This window comes from Actinokineospora guangxiensis (assembly GCF_042657845.1).
GTDB classification, from domain to species: Bacteria; Actinomycetota; Actinomycetes; order Mycobacteriales; family Pseudonocardiaceae; genus Actinokineospora; species Actinokineospora guangxiensis.
This window is the reverse complement of sequence record NZ_JBHSKF010000006.1, coordinates 67369-85362: the sequence shown is the minus strand read 5'-3', so window position 1 is coordinate 85362 and position 17994 is coordinate 67369. Positions and strand designations below refer to the sequence as shown.

At 75.5% G+C, this 17994-nt stretch carries 3 protein-coding genes (1 of these 3 only partly in view); all 3 read right to left on the bottom strand.

The annotated features are described in order from the left end of the window. Nucleotides 1-51: 51 nt before the first annotated feature. Tightly spaced (each overlapping or abutting the next), the 3 genes in view from ACFPM7_RS14570 to ACFPM7_RS14560 form a layout consistent with a single transcriptional unit that may run on beyond the window. Nucleotides 52-14508: a non-ribosomal peptide synthetase gene (locus ACFPM7_RS14570; protein WP_378248098.1), complete on the bottom strand. Its 14457-nt coding sequence runs from the start codon at nt 14506-14508 to the stop codon at nt 52-54. Continuing rightward, nucleotides 14505-14684 (bottom strand): hypothetical protein, encoded by a 180-nt coding sequence (locus ACFPM7_RS14565; RefSeq protein ID WP_378248096.1) that lies wholly within the window; start codon nt 14682-14684, stop codon nt 14505-14507. Before ACFPM7_RS14565 ends, ACFPM7_RS14570 begins: the two co-directional genes overlap by 4 nt. Further along, nucleotides 14681-17994, bottom strand: partial view of an amino acid adenylation domain-containing protein gene (locus ACFPM7_RS14560; RefSeq protein ID WP_378248094.1) — the end only. It continues 5608 nt past the right edge of the window; the window shows 3314 of its 8922 coding nt (coding positions 5609-8922); the start codon falls outside the window, past its right edge; it ends in the stop codon at nt 14681-14683. The genes ACFPM7_RS14565 and ACFPM7_RS14560 overlap by 4 nt, the downstream gene beginning before the upstream one ends.

Genomic DNA, 17994 nt, shown 5'->3' with positions numbered 1-17994 from the left:
ATCGTTCCGAGGCCCGCGGCGATCGATCCGCATCCGCGCCGAGTCCCCCGGTCAGCCCTGACGGTCACCACCCGTCGCCAGCGCCTCGCTCAAGATCGCGCCCAGGGCCGCTTGCATCGGGCCGGACAGGACCTGGGAGTGTCTGCACTCGAAGGCGTGGGCGTGCACCTCGCCGTCGACGTGGGGACGCCATTCGGCGGAAGCCGGGGCGTGGCCGTCCTCGAAGCCCTCCTCGGCGATCATCGCGTCGATGACGACGACGTCGCCGTGGTAGGTCGGGTACCGAGCCTCGGACAGCAGGCGCTGGCTGTGCAGGTAGCTTTCCACGACCGCGCCGACGGTCTCGGCGTCGAACTCCGCCATGAGGTCGCCCCGGTCGCCGACGATGCGGACGGCGTCGTCCAGGGTCAGGGCGGTGCCGGGGACCGGGTAGCCGAGGTCGGCCAGCAGGGCGGTGATGGCCGCGGGGCGGTCGGCGGGGACTTCGTCCTTCTCCGGGTCGAACTGGCGGGCGTCGAGCAGGGCCAGCAGTTCGACCGCGTGACCGCGTTCACGCAGCTCGTGGGCCATCAGGAACGCCACGTTGCCGCCGAAGGACCAGCCGACCAGGCGGTACGGCCCGTCCGGGTGGACGCGCACGACCTCGTCGGCGTACGTCGAGGCGAGCGCGGCCAGCGTGTCGGGTGCGGTGCCGCCGGACAGCAGCGGAGACTGCAGGCCGTACAGCGGGACGTCGGCGGGCAGGTGGGCCTTCAGCGGCGCGAACTGCCACGACAGGCCGCTGGCCGGGTGCACGAAGAACACCGGCGCCGCCGTTCCCTCCGGACGCAGCGCGACCACCGGCGCGAGCACGTCGCTCTCGGGGCGCGCGCCGTCGAGCAGGCGGGCCAGCGCCGCCGGGGTCGCCGCGCCGAACAGCGCGGTGATCGGCACCGCCACCCCGAACCGCGACTGCACCGCCGCGCCCAGGCGCACCAGCAGCAGCGAGTGGCCGCCGAGGGTGAAGAAGTCGTCGTCCGCGCCGATCGACGGCAGGCCGAGCACCCCGGCCATCACCGCGCAGGCGGCGCGCTCGGCCGCGGTCGCCGGTTCGCGTCCGCCCGCCAGCGCGCCGAAGTCCGGGTCGGGCAGGGCGCGCCGGTCGACCTTGCCGTTCGCCGTGGTGGGCAGTGACTCCAGCACGACGACGGCCGCGGGCACCATGTACTCCGGCAGCCGCGAGGCCGCGGCGGCGCGCACCGCCGCCGGGTCCGGGGCGTCCCCGCCCGCTTGCGGAACCACGTAGCCGACGAGGGTGTCGCCGCGCACCGCGACGACCGCCCGGCCGACACCGTCCACAGCGGACATCGCGGACTCGACCTCGCCCAGCTCGATGCGGAAGCCGCGCACCTTCACCTGGTCGTCGACCCGGCCGAGGTACTCCAGCTGCCCGTCGCGTCCCCAGCGCGCGAGATCGCCGGTGCGGTAGAGCCTGCCGTCGCCGCCGAAGGGGTCGGCCACGAAGCGGGTCGCGGTGAGGGCCGGGCGGCCGTGGTAGCCGTGGGCGAGGCCGCCACCGGCCAGGTACAGCTCGCCCGCGACGCCGGGCGGCACCGGGGTGAGCCGGGCGTCGAGCACGTAGGCGCGGGTGTTGCGGATGGGCGCGCCGATGGCGGGCCTGCCGTCGGTGACCTCGGCGGCGGTGGACCAGACGGTGGTCTCGGTGGGCCCGTACATGTTGACCACGCGGCGGGCCCGGCCGGAGAGCGCCGAGGCGAGGGCGGTGGGCAGCGCCTCGCCGCCGACCAGCGCCGTGGTCGCGGCCAGCGGCACCCCGGTGTCCACGACGGCCTGCCACAGCGTCGGGGTGGCCTGCACGACGTCGCCCCAGCCCGCCTCGATCAGCCCGGCGAGCGCCTTGGGGTCGAGCACCTGCGCCCGGTCGGCGACCCGCACCGCCGCGCCCGCGGTGAGCGGGACGAGCAGTTCGAGCACCGCGATGTCGAACGACAGGGTGGTGACCGCCAGCAGCCGATCCCCCGCGCCGATGCCGGTCAGTCCGATCATGGCCTCGGCGAAGTTCGCCAGCGCGGCGTGCGGGACGACGACCCCCTTGGGCCGCCCGGTCGAGCCGGAGGTATAGATCACGTACGCCGGGCTGTCCTGGTCGACCACCACGTCGGCGAAGCCGCCCTCCCAGTCCTGTCCCGCGCCCGCGAGGACGACCGCGGGCCCCGCGGGCAGCCGCTCCCGCAGCTCCTCGGTGGTGACCAGCAGGACGGGCCGCGCGTCGGCGACCATGAAGGCGAGCCGGTCAGGTGGGAACTCGGGGTCCAGCGGCAGGTAGGCCGCGCCCGTTCGGCCCACCGCCAGCATCGCCACCACCATCTCCGCGCCGCGCGGCAGCGCGAGCGCGACGGTGCGGCCCGGTCCGGCGCCCCGGCGGGCGAGTTCGCCCGCGAAGGCGGCGGAGCGCTCGGCCAGCTGCCAGTAGGTCAGCTCAGCATCGGAGCCGACGACCGCGACCTCGTCCGGGGTGGCCAGCGCCTGAGCGGTGATCATCTCCGGGACCGTCAGCGCCGGTCGGGCCACGACCGGGGCGTTCCAGCCGGTCAGGACAGCGGCCCGCTCGTCGGCGGAGAGCAGGTCGACGGCGCTGATGCCGGTGTCCGGCGCGGCGGCGACGGCGGTGAGCAGGCGCGCGAACCGGTCGGCCAGGCGGGCGGCGGTGTCGCGGTCGAACAGGTCGTCGGAGTACTCGACCGTGCCCGCCAGTCCCGCGCCGCCGGGCAGTTCGGTGATGGTGAAGGTGAGGTCGAACCGGGCGGTGGTGACCGGCGCGGCGTCGTCGGCGTCGGTGAGGCCGGGCAGGCCGACCTCGCGGTCGTCGGCGTCGTGGACCACGACCAGGGTCTGGAACAGCGGGTGCCGGGCCAGGGCCCGCGTCGGGTTCAGCACCTCGACCAGCCGCTCGAACGGCAGGTCCTGGTTGGCGTAGGCGGCCAGGTCGGTCGCCCGGACGCGGCGCAGCAGCTCGGCGAAGGTCGGGTCGCCGGCGGTGTCGGTGCGCAGGACCAGGGTGTTGAGGAACAACCCGACCAGGTCGTCGAGGGCGGCGTCGGCGCGACCGGCGATGGGCGTGCCGAGCGGGATGTCCTCGCCCGCGCCGAGCCGGGTCAACAGCGCGGCGACGGCGGCGTGCACGGCCATGAACAGCGTCGCGCCCTCGGCCCTGGCCGCCTCACGCAGCGCGGCGGCCACCCCCGCGTCCAGGGTGAACCCGACCTCGCCGCCCCGGTAGGACGGGGTCGCCGGGCGCGGGCGGTCGGCGGGCAGCCGCAGCTCCTCGGGCAGCCCGGCGAGGCGGGTCCGCCAGTGGTCGAGCTGGCGCGCGGCCAGGCTCGCCGGGTCGGACTCGTCGCCGAGCAGCTCGCGCTGCCACAGGGTGAAGTCGGCGTACTGGACCGGCAGCGGCTCCCACTCGGGCGCCTGACCGGCCCGGCGGGCCTCGTAGGCGGTGGCCAGGTCGCGCATGAGCGACGCGGTGGACCACTCGTCTCCCGCGATGTGGTGCAGGGCGATCACGAACACCGGGTCGCCCTTGCCGACGCCGTTGGCGGCGACCGGGCGCAGCAGCCAGCCGCGGATCGGGATCTCGTCCACGAGGTCGAAGCCGTAGCGGGTGGCCGCGCCGACGACACCGGCCATCGCCTCGGGCAGGACGTCGATCTCCTCCAGCCGGACGTCCGGATCGGCGACGACGTGCTGCACCGGCATGCCGTCGACCTCGGGGAAGACGGTGCGCAGGCTCTCGTGCCTGCCGACGACGTCGCCGAGCGCGGCGCGCAGCGCCACCGGATCGATGTCGTCGGTCACGCGGCTGACGTACGGGATCGTGTACGTCGGGCTCGGTCCCTCCATGCGGTAGAGGAACCAGAGCCTGCGCTGCGCCGAGGACAGCGGCAGCCGCTCGGGCCGGGCGAAGGGGACCAGCGCGGGCCGCGAGTCGCCGGTGGTGAGCCGGGCGGCGACGCCGGCCACCGTCGGCGCCTCGAACACGTCGCGCACGCCGATCTCGGCGTGCAGCGCGGCCCTGATCCGGCTGACGAGCCGGGTGGCGAGCAGCGAGTGGCCGCCGAGGGCGAAGAAGTCGTCCTCGGCGCCGACCTCGGTGAGTCCGAGCAGGTCGGCGAACACCCCGGCGACGACCTCCTCGGCGGGCGTCGCGGGGGCGCGGCCCGCGGTGTGCGGCAGCGGGTCGGGCAGGGCGCGGCGGTCGACCTTGCCGTTCGGGGTCATGGGCAGCGCGTCGAGGACGGCGACCGCGGTGGGCACCATGTACTCGGGCAGTGCCGCCTTGGCCCACGCGATCACCTCGGCGGGCTCGACCGGGCCGTCGGCCGCGACGATGTGGGCGGCGAGGTAGTCCGCGCCGGCAGGCGTCTTGCGGACCGTCGCCACCGCCGAGCGCACGCCGGGGTGGGCCAGCAGCGCGGCCTCGACCTCTTCCAGCTCCAGGCGCATACCGCGGATCTTGACCTGGTTGTCGGCGCGGCCGACGAAGTCCAGTGAGCCGTCGGAGGCCCACCGGGCCAGGTCGCCGGTGCGGTAGAGCCGCGAGCCGGGCGGGCCGAACGGGTCGGCGATGAAGCGCGACGCGGTCAGGCCGGGAGCGTTGACGTAGCCGCGGCCCAGCAGGTACCCGCCCGCGTACAGCTCGCCGGTCACGCCCGGCGGCACCGGGTTCAGCGTGTCGTCCAGCACGTACAGCCGGGTGTTCGGGTTCGGCTTGCCGATCGAGGTCGCGATGCGCTCGGCCCGGTCGCGGTAGATCACGTGCGAGACGCCGATCGTGGCCTCGGCGGGCCCGTATCCGTGGTACATCGTGGTGTCGAGCGCGGCCCGGAAGCGGTCGAACAGCGCGGGGGTGAGCACCTCACCGCCGCACCAGACGTGCTTGAGCCCGACGAGCGCCTCGGTGCCCTCGGCCAGCTCCAGCAGCGCGTCCACGAGGGACGACGGCAGGTAGACGAAGGTGACCCGCTCGTCGCGGATCAGCTCCAGCAGCCGGGCGGGGTCGCGTTCGCCGCCGGGCTCGGTGATCACCAGGCGGCCACCGGTGATCAGCGGCAGCAGGATCTCGTTGACCGAGATGTCGAAAGACAGCGGCGCCTTGAACAGCGCGGCGTCGCCGACGCCGAAGCCGAGCATCCCCGACTGCCACACCATGCGCGCGCAGATGGCCTCGTGCCGGATCATCGCGCCCTTGGGCTTGCCGGTGGAGCCTGAGGTGAACATGACGTAGGCGAGCTGCTTGCCGTGGATGGCGACGGCGGGGGGCTCGACCGGCTGGTGGCCGTGCACCCAGTCGCCGAGGTCGACCGACACCGTGTCGCGCCCGGCGGGAACGCCGCCGGGTCCGGTCGCGGTGAGGACGGCGCCCGCCTCGCGCAGCACGGTCTCGCGGCGCGCGTCCGGCCAGGCGGGGTCCAGCGGCACGAACGCGCCGCCCGCGGCGAGCACGGCCAGCAGCGCCACGACCATCTCCGGGCCGCGCGGCAGCCCGATGGCGACGACCTGTTCAGGGGCGAGCCCGCCGGCGAGCAGGGTTCGGGCGAGCTGGTTGACGCGGGCGTGCAGCTCGCGGTGGGTCAGCCGCAGATCGCCCGCCACCAGGGCGGTCTCGTCGGGCGCGGCGGCGAGGGCGGCGACGAGCAGGTCGGGGACCGTGCGCTCCACCTCGGCCTCGGCGGTGTCGTTCCAGGTGCGCAGGACGCGCTCGCGCTCGGCCGCTTCGAGCAGGTCGTGGCGGCTGATCCTGCGGTCCGGCTCGGCCGCGACGGCGGCCAGGAGCCGCGCGAGCCGGTCGGCGAGGCGCGCGGCGGTCTCGGCGTCGAAAAGGTCGGTGGCGTACTCGATGGAGCCGAGCAGACCGCTCTCGCCGGGGATGTCGGAGAAGCCGAAGGACGCGTCGAACTTGGCGGTCGTCAGCGCGACGTCGGCCGCCACTGTCTCGGTGCCGGGCAGGCCGAGGTCGCGGCCGTCGGCGGTGGTGTGGGTGACCATCACCTGGAACAGCGGGTGCCGGGCGGCCGAGCGCGCCGGGTTCAGCACCTCGACCAGCCGCTCGAACGGCACGTCCTGGTTGGCGTAGGCGGCCAGGTCGGTAGCCCGGACACGGGCGAGCAGCTCGCGGAAGGTCGGGTCGCCGGTGAGGTCGGTGCGCAGCACGAGGGTGTTGACGAAGAACCCGACCAGCTCGTCCAGCGCGGCGTCCGTGCGGCCCGCGATCGGGGTGCCGAGCGGGATGTCCTCCCCCGCGCCGAGGCGCGACAGCAGGGTCGCGACGGCGGCTTGGACCAGCATGAACACCGTGACGCCGGACTCGCGCGCCAGGGCCCGCAAGGTCGCGCCGGTCTCGGCGTCGATGGTGAAGCGGGTCTCCGCGCCGCGGTGCGACGCGGTGGCAGGCCGGAACCGGTCGGTGGGCAGGAGCAGTTCGTCGGGCAGGCCCGCGAGCGCGGTCCGCCAGTGCGCGACCTGCTGGGCGGCCAGGCTCCGCGGGTCGGACTCGTCGCCGAGCAGGTCGTTCTGCCACAGCGCATAGTCGACGTACTGCACAGGCAGCGGCGCCCATTCCGGCGCGCGGCCGTCGCGGCGGGCGGCGTAGGCGGTGGCGAGGTCGCCCAGCAGCGGCGCTGTGGACCACTCGTCGACGGCGATGTGGTGCACCAGCAGCATGATCACCGACTCCCCACCGAGATCCCGGTCCACGCGGAAGAGCCACGCGCGGACCGGGATCTCGGTGGCGAGGTCGAAGGCGTGCTCGTTCGCCTCGGCGACCAGGCTGTCCACAGCGGACGGATCGGTGTCGACCTCGGTCAGCTCGACCGGGCACGGCGGGCGGACGTCCTGGAACGGCAGGCCGTCGTGTTCGGCGAAGACCGTGCGCAGGCTCTCGTGCCTGGCGGCGAGGTCGGCCAGGGCGGCGCGCAGCGCGGCCGCGTCGACCGCACCGGTCAGGCGGGCGACGAACGGGATGTTGTTGGTGGGGCTCGGACCCTCCATCCGGTACAGGAACCACAGCCTGCGCTGGGCGTGCGACAGCGGCGGGCGCGGCGGGCGCGGCACGCGCACGAGCGCGGGCCGCTGACCGGTGGAGGTGACGGCTGCGGCGATGGCCGCCGGGGTGCGCGCGGTGAAGACCGCGCGCAGCGGCAGCTCCGCGCCGAGCGCGGCGCGCAGCCGGGCGACCAGGCGGGTGGCCAGCAGCGAGTGCCCGCCGAGGGCGAAGAAGTCGTCGTCCGGGCCGGCCTGGGGAACACCCAGCACCTCGGCGAAGAGGGTGGTGACCAGGTCTTCCACCGGGGTGCGGGCGATGCGCCCGCCCGCGGCGGCGAACTCGGGGGCGGGCAGGGCAGCGGTGTCGACCTTGCCGGTGGGGGTCAGCGGGAACTCGGCCACCGCGACGACGGCGTCCGGGACCAGGTGCTCGGGCAGCCGGGTGGCGGCCTCGGCGCGCACGGCGGCCGGGTCGCCGCCGACGATGTAGGCGACGAGCCGCCCGTCCCGGCCGGTGACGTGCACGCGGGTGACGTCGGGGTGCGCGCCGAGCGCGGCCTCGACCTCGCCGGGCTCGATGCGAAAGCCGCGGACCTTGAGCTGGTCGTCGGCGCGGCCGAGGAACTCGATCCGGCCGTCGGGGAGCCTGCGGGCCAGGTCGCCGGTGCGGTAGAGGCGCGCGCCGGGCGCGCCGTGCGGGTCGGCGACGAACCGCTCGGCGGTGGCGGCGGGCTGATCCAGGTAGCCGAAGGCGATGCCGGGGCCGCTGAGGTACAGCTCGCCGGTGACGCCGTCGGCGACCGGGCCGAGTGCCCCGTCGAGCACGTGCGCGGCGGCGTTGGCCAGCGGGCGGCCGATGACGACCGGCCCCGGCTCGATGGGCGCGATCACCGCGTCGACGGTCGCCTCGGTGGGGCCGTAGAAGTTATAGCCGTCCACACCGGACCCGGCGAGGCGGTTCCACAGCGCGGCGCCGACCGCCTCACCGCCCGTGCCGACGACGGCGGGGCGGTGCTCGCCGTCGAGGAGCCCGTCCTCGATGAGCGCGGAGAGCAGGGCGGGCGCGGCGTCGAGGTACCCGACGCGGTGCTCGCGCACGTAGGCGACCACAGCCGTCGGGTCGACACCGACGTGCAGTTCGTGTCCGGCCAGCATCCACAGCAGCGGATCGAGGGCGGCGTCGAAGGAGAACGACGCGGTGGTCATCACGGCGGTGCGCTCGGTCATCACGGACGCGCGGTGCGCGGCCAGCAGGTTCGCCAGGCCGGCGTGACCGACCAGGACGCCCTTGGGCCTGCCGGTGGAGCCGGAGGTGAACAGGACGTAGGCGACCGCGCCCGGTCCGGGGACGGGCTCGCGCGCGGGCAGGTCGGCGAGATCGCCGGGGGTGATGACCGCGGCGGCGGCGACGTCGGCGAGCATCGCCCGCTTGCGGACATCGGGGTAGGCCGGGTCGACCACGACGAAGGCGGCTCCGGCCAGCCAGGTCCCGAGCATGGCGGTGACTAGCTCGGCCGAGGCGGGCAAGGCCAGCGCGACGACCCCGCCGGGCCGCACCCCCCGCCGCGCCAGCAGCACGGCCGCCCGGTGGGCTCGCTCGTCCAGCTCGGCGAAGGTGAGCGTGGCGTCCGGGCCGACAACGGCGGTGTCGGTTGAGCGGGATGCCGAGTTGGATGACGTGCGGAACGCGTCGAGGACGGTGCGCTCGGGGACCGCGACCTCGGGGCCCCGCGCGGCGGCGAGGGCGGCGGCACGCTGCTCGTCGGTGAGCAGGTCGAGGTGGGCCAGCCGGGTCCCGGGGGCGCTGGTGATCGCCCTGAGGGCGCGGGTCAGCGCGGCGGCGAGGTTCCCGGCGGCGCGCACGTCCAGGACGTCGGGTCGGTACTCCAGGGACAGGACCAGTTCGTCGGTGACCTCGGCGGTGAGGGTGACCGGGTAGTCGGTGGCGTCGGCGCCGCTCACCGCGGTGACCTGGATGCCCGCCGCCGCCTCGGCCTTGCCGAGCGCGTCGGTGTCGACGGGGAAGCTCTCGAAGACGGTCAGCGTGTCGAACAGGTCGCCCTGCCCGGCGGTGTCGGCAAGGCCGAGGTGCTGGTGCTCCAGCAGGGCCGCCTGCTCGCCCTGGAGCCCGCGCGCCGCGTCGGCGAGCGTGCTCGCCGGGTCGAGCCGCACGCGCACCGGGACGGTGTTGATGAACAGGCCGATCATCGACTCGACATCGGGCAGGTCGGCGGGGCGGCCGGAGACCGTCGCGCCGAAGACGACGTCGTCGCGGCCCAGCGCGCGGGCCAGGACCAGGCCCCAGGCCAGCTGCACCAGCGTGTTGGCGGTGACGCCCAGCGCGCGGGCGGTGTCGGTGACGCCCGGGGGGACCTCGATGTCGAGCCCTTCCGGGCGGACGGCCGTGGTGGCGGTCGTGCCGGGACCGGCGATCAGCGTGGGCTCCGCGCCGAGGAGGGCGGTGCGCCACGCGGCGGTGGCGGCGGCCCTGTCCTGGGCGGCGAGCCAGGCCAGGTGGTCGCGGAAGGCGGGCGGGTTGGGCAGGTCGGCGCCCGCGTAGAGGGCGAACAGCTCCTGACCGAGCAGCGGGGTGGACCAGCCGTCGAGCAGGGCGTGGTGGTTGGTGATCAGGAGGCGGTGCGTGCCGTCCGGCAGCGTGCCGAGGCGGAACCGGATCAGCGGGGCCGTGGCGGTGTCGAACCGCTCGGCGCGGTCGGCGGCCACGATCGCATTCCAGGCCGCGTCCCCGTCCCCGTCCCCGTCCCCGTCCCCGCCCTCGGCGCGGCTCTGGGTCCACGGGGCGGGGACGTCGTCCAGCACGAGCTGCACCAGGTCGCCGGAGTCGGTGGTGCGGAAGCAGACGCGCAGGTTGGGGTGGCGGGCCAGCAGGGCGTCCGCGGCGGCGCGCAGGCGCTCGGCGTCGACCGGGCCCGCGAGGTGCAGGTCGGTCTGGACGGTGTAGACATCGAATCCCTCGGGGCCGTCGGGGCCGTCTGGGCCGCTGTCGTCCAGTGCGGACAGGTGCAGCAGGCCGGCCTGTAGCGGGGTCGGCGGCCAGAGGTCGGCAAGGCGCGGCTCGGCGGCCTCGAAGGCCTCGATGGCGCGCTGGTCGATCCCGGCCAGCGGCACGTCCGACGGAGTGCGCCCGCCGGGCGCGGCGACCAGGGCGGTGAGGGCGCGGAACCAGTGGTCGGCGAGGGTGCGGACGTCGTCGGCGGCGAGCACGCCCTCGGCCCAGGTGAAGTCGACGGCCAGCGCGCCGTCGACCGAGGTGGCATCGATTTGCAGCGGGTGTTCCAGCGGCATGGTCGCATCGGCCCCGCCGCCGACCTCGGTCGGCTGCCACGGCCCCGCGGCAGCGCCGCCGAAGCGGCCGAGGTAGTTGAGCAGCACCTGGCCGCGGCCGAGGGCGGCCAGGGTCGGCGCGGTGTCGGGGTTGAGGTGGCGCAGCAGGCCGTAGCCGATGCCGCTGCCGGGGACGGCGCGCAGCTGCTCCTTGATCCGCTTGAGGACCGCGGCCGCGTCGCCGTGGTCGACGCCGGCCGCGTCGAGGCGGACCGGGTAGAGGCTGGTGAACCAGCCGACGGTGCGGTGCAGGTCGGCGCCGGGGACGGCGTCCTCGTCGCGGCCGTGGCCTTCGCGGTCGACCACCACGGCGGGGCGGCCGGTGCGGGCGAACGCGGCGGCGAGCCCGGCCAGCAGCACCGTGTCGACGTCGGTGCGGAATCGGGCGGGCACCGACGCGAGCAGGGGTTCGGCGGTCTCGGCCGGCAAGGTCACGCGGAGGGACCTGGCGGTGCCGACGGTGTCGGTGCGCGGGTCGAGCGGGCGTGAGCCCAGGGCCGGGGCGGACGCGGCGTCGGTCCAGTGGGCGAGTTCGGCGGTGTCGGCGGCCTTCTCGACCAGACCGGTGGCCCAGCGGCGGAACGAGGTGTCGACCGGGGGTAGGTCGGGCGCGCGGCCCGCGGCGACGGCGGCGTGCGCGGCCTCCAGGTCGGGCAGCAGGATGCGCCAGGAGACGCCGTCGACCACGAGGTGGTGCGCGGCGATGACCACCTTCTCCCCGGCCAGGACGACTCTCAGCATCGCCCCGGACGCCGGGTCCAGTTCGTCCAGCACGGAATCGACGAGAGTCGCGTCCACAGTGGATGCTTCACGTACGGCGGCGCGGACCGAGCCGCGCGGGGCGACGAGCAGGCCGTCGGCGGTCAGGGTGGAGCGCAGCAGGTCGTGGGTGTCCAACACGGCCTGCACAGCGTCGGTCAGGTGCGCGAGGGTGAGGCCCGCTGGTGCGGTGACGACCTGAACCTGCGCGTAGCGGCGCAGCGCGGCTCCGCTGTCGACAAGGTCGCGCATGATCGGGGTGAGCGGGACGAGTCCGGTGCCGTCGTCGTCGCCGGGCGGCGCGACGGTGGCACCGGCGTCGGCGACTGCGGCGAGTCCGGCGACCGTGCGCCGCTCGAACACCTCGCGCGGGCTGAAGCGCAGGCCGGCGGCACGGGCCCGGCCGACGAGCTGGATGGAGACGATGCTGTCGCCGCCGAGGGCGAAGAAGTCGTCGTCCGCGCCGACCTCGGGCAGGCCGAGCACCTCGGCCATCAGGGCGGTGAGGGTGGCTTCGGTCGCGGTGGCGGCGGCGCGACCGCCCGCGAGCGCGGCGAAATCGGGGGCGGGCAGCGCGGCCCTGTCGACCTTGCCGGTGGGCAGCGTCGGGAACGCGTCGAGCACGACGACGGCGGCGGGCACCAGGTGGTCGGGCAGCGCCGCGGCGGCGTGGGCGCGCAGGGCGGGCCCGTCCTCCGTGGTTCCGGCGACGTAGCCGACGAGCCGGGGCACGCCCGGGGTGTCCTCGCGGACGACGACGAGCGCTTCGGCGGCGTGGCGGGCCAGCACGGCCTCGATCTCGCCGGGCTCGACGCGGAAGCCGCGGATCTTGACCTGGTCGTCGGCGCGGCCGACGAACTCCAGCCTGCCGTCGGCGCGCCAGCGGGCCAGGTCGCCGGTGCGGTACATGCGCCCGCCGCCGATTGGATCGGCGACGAACCGCTCGGCGGTCGCACCGGGCTTGCCGAGGTAGCCGCGGGCCAGGCCGGGGCCGGCGACGTACAGCTCGCCGACGACACCGGGGGGCACCAGGCCGAGGCCGGCGTCCAGGACGTGGACGGCGGTGTTCGCCGTCGCCGAGCCGATGACGACGTCGGGCCCGGTGATCAGCGCGGACGAGGCGTCCACCGTGGTCTCGGTGGGGCCGTAGAAGTTGATGGCGGTGACGTCGGCCTCGGCCAGCGCCGACCACAGGGCCGCCCCGACGGCCTCGCCGCCGGTGCCGAGCACGGACGGCCGGTGCGCACCGTCGAGGAGCCCGTCGGCGACGAGCCTGGCCATGAGGGACGGGGCGACGTCGAGGTAGCCGATGCGGTGCTCGCGGACGAAGGCGACCAGCGCGGCCGAGTCGCCCATGGTCTCGGCGGGGGCGATGCGCAGCTCGTGCCCGGCGATCATCCACAGCACGGGGTCGAGCGCGGCGTCGAAGGCGAAGGAGGCCGCGTGGCCGACGCGGGTGCGCTCGGCGGGCATGACGGCGGCGCGGTGCGCGGCGAGCAGGTTCGCCAGCGCGGGGTGGTCGACGATGACGCCCTTGGGCTTGCCGGTCGACCCCGAGGTGTAGATGGCGTAGGCCGCGCCGCGCGCCCGCTCGGCGGCGGGGGCGGCGGGCAGGTCGAGCGTGTCGAGGGCGACGGCGGCGGGGCCGAACCTGTCTGCCCAGGCGGCGGTGGTGAGGACGACGGCGGGGTCGGCGTCGGCGAGCAGCAGCGCGATGCGCTCGGCCGGATAGTCCGCGTCGACGGGCACGACCATGCCGCCCGCCTTCCACACGCCCAGCATGACGGCGACCAGCTCTGCCGAGCGGGGCAGCGCGACGGCGACAGCGCGGTCGGGGCCGACGCCGCGGCCTGCCAGCCAGGCCGCGAGCGCGTCAGTTCGGGCGTCCAGCTCGGCGTAGGTGTAGGAGTGGTCAGCCCTGGCGCTTATGTGGGGACCGACGACGGCGGTGAGGCCGGGGGTCGCGGCGACCTGCTCGGCGAAGGCGTCGAGCACGCACGTCCCGGCGGGCAGGGCGGGTCCGCGTCCCGCGTCGAGCACGGTGGCGCGTTCGGCGTCGGAGAGCAGGTCGAGCGCGCGGACGGGGCGGGAGGTGCCCTCGGCGAACGCGGTGAGGGCGCGCAGGAGCCGCTCGGCGAGCCCGGTGGCCGCCGCGGTGGTGATGACGTCGGGGCGGTGGTCGAGCCAGACGGTGAGCCCGTCGGCGGACTCGGCGGTCAGGGTGACCGGGTAGTTGGTGTCGTCGACGCCGGTGGCCTCCAGCACGCGCAGGCCAGCGCCCTCCTCGGCCTTGCCCAGCGCTTCGACGTCGACGGGGTAGCTCTCGAAGACGGCGATGGTGTCGAACAGCTCGGCCAGGCCGGTGCCCTGGCGCAGCTTGGACAGCGGCACGTACTGGTCGTCCATGAGCCGGGCCTGCTCGCGCTGGACCCTGGCCAGGAACTCGGCGACCGACTCGGCCGGGTCGATCCGGACCCGCACCGGCACGGTGTTGATGAACAGGCCGATCATCGACTCGACGCCCGGCAGGTCGGCGGGGCGGCCGGACACCGTCGCGCCGAAGACCACGTCGTCGCGGCCCAGGGTTCGGGCGAGCACGAGACCCCAGGCGGCCTGGAGCAGCGTGTTGAGCGTGACTCGCAGGTCGCGGGCCAGCTCGCCGAGCCGGGCGGCGAGCCCCCCGGGCACGTCGACCGGCACCCGTTCGGTGGGCGACCCGGCGTTGACCGCGCCCGCCGGGCCGAGCAGGGTCGGCTCGGTGATCCCGGCCAGCGCCTCGGCCCAGCGGGCCTGGGCGGCGGCTTGGTCCTGGCGGGCCAGCCAGATCAGGTAGTCCTTGTACGGGCGCACCCGGCGCAGGTCCGAGGCGTCGCCGCGCGCGCCGTAGATGGCGAACAGCTCGCCCATCAGCAGCGGGGTGGACCAGCCGTCGACCAGGATGTGGTGGTTGGTGATCAGCAGCCGGTGCCGGTCGTGCCCGGTCCTGGCCACCAGGAACCGCAGCAGCGGCGGCTTGGCGAGGTCGAACCGCGTCGCCCTGTCCTCGGCGACGATCCGCTGCCACTCCCCCGGCCCGGCCGCCGTCATGTCGATCTCCGTCCAGGGCAGCTTGACCCTGGTCGGAATGAGCTGCACGGCGCGGTCCACGCCTTCGGTGGTGAACGCGGCGCGGAGGTTGGGGTGCCTGCGCAGCAGCGCCCCGGCGGACTCGCGCAACAGCTCGGTGTCGAGCGGGCCCTCGACGTCCAGCACAGTCTGGACGGTATAGATGTCTACTTCGGACTCGTCGAAGCCCGCCAGGAAGAGCATCCCCTCCTGCATCGGCGCCAGCGGCCAGATGTCCTGCAGACCGGGCGTGGTCACTGGGTCCTCCACTGCGCCTCGACGGCGTCGATCTCGGCCGAGCCGGGGACTGCCGGGGCCAGCCCGCGAGCGCGGATCTCGGTGATGTCGTGCCCGGCGGCGCCCGCGCGGCGGTGGCGGCGGGTGGCGGGCAGCGGGGCCCGCTCGCGGCGGGGCCGCGGGGCGGGCGGGGTCACTGGGTCCTCCACTGGGCCTCGAAGGCGTTGATCTGGGATTGGGCGAGGCCGGGCACCAGGAGGTCGGAGGGGGTGAGGCCGCCCGCGCCGTTCTCCGCGCCGTGTTCGGCGATGGCGCGCAGGGCGCTGCCGAAGGCGGTGGCCAGGTCGCGGACCTCGTGCTCGGCGAAGAGGCCCGCCGGATAGGTCCAGGCCGCGGTGAACTCGCCGTTGGTGGAGTGGATGTCCAGCTGCAGGGCGTGTTCGGCGGGGCGGTCGGGGTGGTCGCCGCCGCCGATGCCGGGGTGGTCGGGGTCGGGGTGCCAGCCGGAGGTGGCGTCGCGGGCGGTGTCGAAGCGGCCCAGGTAGTTGACGAGGACCTGGCGGTCTCCGGACAGGCTGGCCGCGGTGCCCTCGTTGAGGTGGCGCAGCAGGCCGAAGCCGAGACCGCTGCCCGGGACGGCGCGGCGCTGCTCCTTGACGGCCTTGAGGGCGTCGCCCGCCGCGGGGCCGCCGTCGAGGGCGTCGGCGACGTCCACGCCGCCGACATCGAGGCGGACGGGGAACAGCGCGGTGAACCAGCCGACGGTGCGGTGCAGGTCCGCTCCGGGGACGGCGTCCTCGTCGCGGCCGTGCGCCTCCAGGTCGACCACGACGGCGGTGCGCGGGGCTCCCCGCCTGCGGGTCCAGCGGGCCAGACCGAGGACGAAGCCGGTGAGCAGCACGTCCTCCACGTCGGCGTGGAACAGCTCGGGCACGGGTCCCAGGAGCGGTTCGGCGACGTCGGCGGGGATGGTCGTGGTGAGGCGCTCCAGCGTCGACACGGTGTCGTCCGCGGTGAGCGGGCGGGCGCCGAGCGGGGTCTCGGCCTCGGCGACGGCCGCAGCCCAGTGGTCCCGTTCGGACTCGTCGGTCGCGGCGGCGGCCAGTCCCTGCGCCCAGCGCCGGAACGACGTGCCGACCGGGGCCAGCTCGGGCGCGCGCCCCGCGGCGGCGGCGTCGTGCGCGGCGACCAGGTCGGGTACGAGGATGCGCCAGGAGACGCCGTCGACCACCAGGTGGTGGGCGGCGAGCACGACCCGGTCACCGATGCGGCCGACGCGCAGCACCGCGCCCGCGCGCGGGTCCAGCTCGTCCAGCAGGGCGTCGACCGACTCGACCCGGCGCACCAGTCCGGCGGCGTCGACCGAGCCGGGCGGACCGATCTCCAGCCCGGCGTCGGTGAGCCTCGCGCGCAGGACGGCGTGCGTGTCCACCAGCGCCTGCACGGCGGTGATCAGGTGCTCGTCCGCCAGCCCGGCGGGCGCGATGAGCGACTGGGTCTGCGCGTAGCGGGTGATGGGGCCGCCGCGGTCGACCAGGTCGCGCATGATCGGCGTGAGCGGGACGATGCCCGCGCCGTCGTCCTGGCCGGTGGGCTCGACCGGCTTGTCCGTCTGGGCGACCAGGGCCAGCGCGGCCACGGTGCGCTGCTCGAACACCTCGCGCGGGCTGAACCGCAGCCCCGCCGCGCGCGCGCGGCCCACCAGCTGGATGGACACGATGCTGTCGCCGCCGAGGGCGAAGAAGTCGTCGTCCGCACCGACCGACGGCAGCCCCAGCACGGCCGCCATCAGCTCGGCGATGGTGCTCTCGACCGGGGTGGCGGCTTCCCGCCCGCCGATCAGGGCCGCGAAGTCGGGCGCGGGCAGGGCCGCGCGGTCGACCTTGCCGTTGGGCAGCTCCGGGAAGGCGTCAAGCGCCACGACCGCCGCCGGGACCATGTAGTCCGGCAGGACGGCGGCGATGTGCGCGCGCAGTCCGGCCTCGTCGGCCTGGGGACCGGTGACGTAGGCGACGAGCCGGTTGTCGCGCAGCATGACCAGCGCCTGCGTGCTGACCTCGGCCAGCGCGGCCTCGATCTCCCCCGGCTCGACGCGGAAGCCGCGCACCTTGACCTGCTCGTCGGCGCGGCCGATGTACTCGACGCGGCCGTCGGGCAGCCACCGGGCCAGGTCCCCGGTGCGGTAGAGCCTGCCCTCGCCGTGCGGGTCGGGCACGAAGCGGGCCGCGGTGAGCGCCGGGTTGCCCAGGTAGCCGCGCGCGACGCCCGCGCCGCCCAGGTACAGCTCACCGACCACACCGGGGCCGACCAGCTCCAGCGCCGGGCCGAGCACCCGGACGACGGCTCCGCCCACCGGTCGGCCGATCACGACCGGCCCCGGTTCGATCCGCGCGACGATGGAGTCCACTGTGGTCTCAGTGGGGCCGTAGAAGTTGAACGCCGTCACCTCGGACTCGGCCAGCGCCGACCACAGGGCCGCGCCGACCGCCTCACCGCCGGTGCCGACCACCGACGGCCGGCGCGGGCCATCGAGCAGTCCGCTCTCCACCAGCCGGGTCAGCAGGGAAGGCGCGGCGTCCAGGTAGCCGATGCGGTGCTCGCGCACGTAGTCGACCACTGTCGCGGTGTCGGTGAGCAGGTGCAGCTCGTGCCCGGCGAGCATCCACAGCAGCGGGTCGAGCGCGGCGTCGAAGGAGAACGACGTCACGTTCGCCACCCGGCCGGGCTCCGCCGCTGACGGCATGACCGACGCGCGGTGCGCGGCCAGCAGCGCGGCGAGGCCCGCGTGCTCGGCGACGACGCCCTTCGGCCTGCCTGTCGAGCCGGAGGTGAACACGATGTGGGACGCGCCGTCGGCCGGACGTGGGGGCGGCGGCGGGGCGGACGAGAGGTCTTCCCGGTCCAGGACGAGCAGAGCGGCTGCGGTGGTCATGTCTCCACTGTGCGAGGCCGGGTTCTCCGGCCGCACCGAGAAGTTCTGAGCCTGTGGACAACTCGCAACGGCGTGCTCCAGCGCGGCGATCGTGACCGTCAGCGCGGGCCGCGCGTCCTCGGCCATCGCGGCGAGCCGGGCCGCCGGGTACTCCGGGTCGAGGACGCAGAACGCCGCGCCCGCCTTCCAGGTGGCGAGGATGGCGGCGATCAGCCCGGCCGACGGCGGCAGCGCGAGCGCGACCACCGAACCCTCCCCCACCCCGCGCCCGGCCAGCAGCCCGGCGAGGGCGGAGGAGCGCCGGTCCAGCTCGGCGAAGGTCAGCGACTCCTCCTGGCCCACGACAGCGCCCGCGTCGGGCCGGGCGGCCACGGTCGCGGCGAACACGTCGAGCACCGACGGCGGCGTGCCGACATCGGGCCCGGTGCCCGCGTCGAGCACGAAGCGGCGCTCCGCCTCGTCCACCAGGTCGAGTTCGGCGACGCGCACGCCGGGATCGGCGACGAGGGCGCGCAGGGCGGCGGTGAAGCGGTTCGCCCAGCGGGCGGGCTCCCCGTCGCCGAGGACGTCGTCTC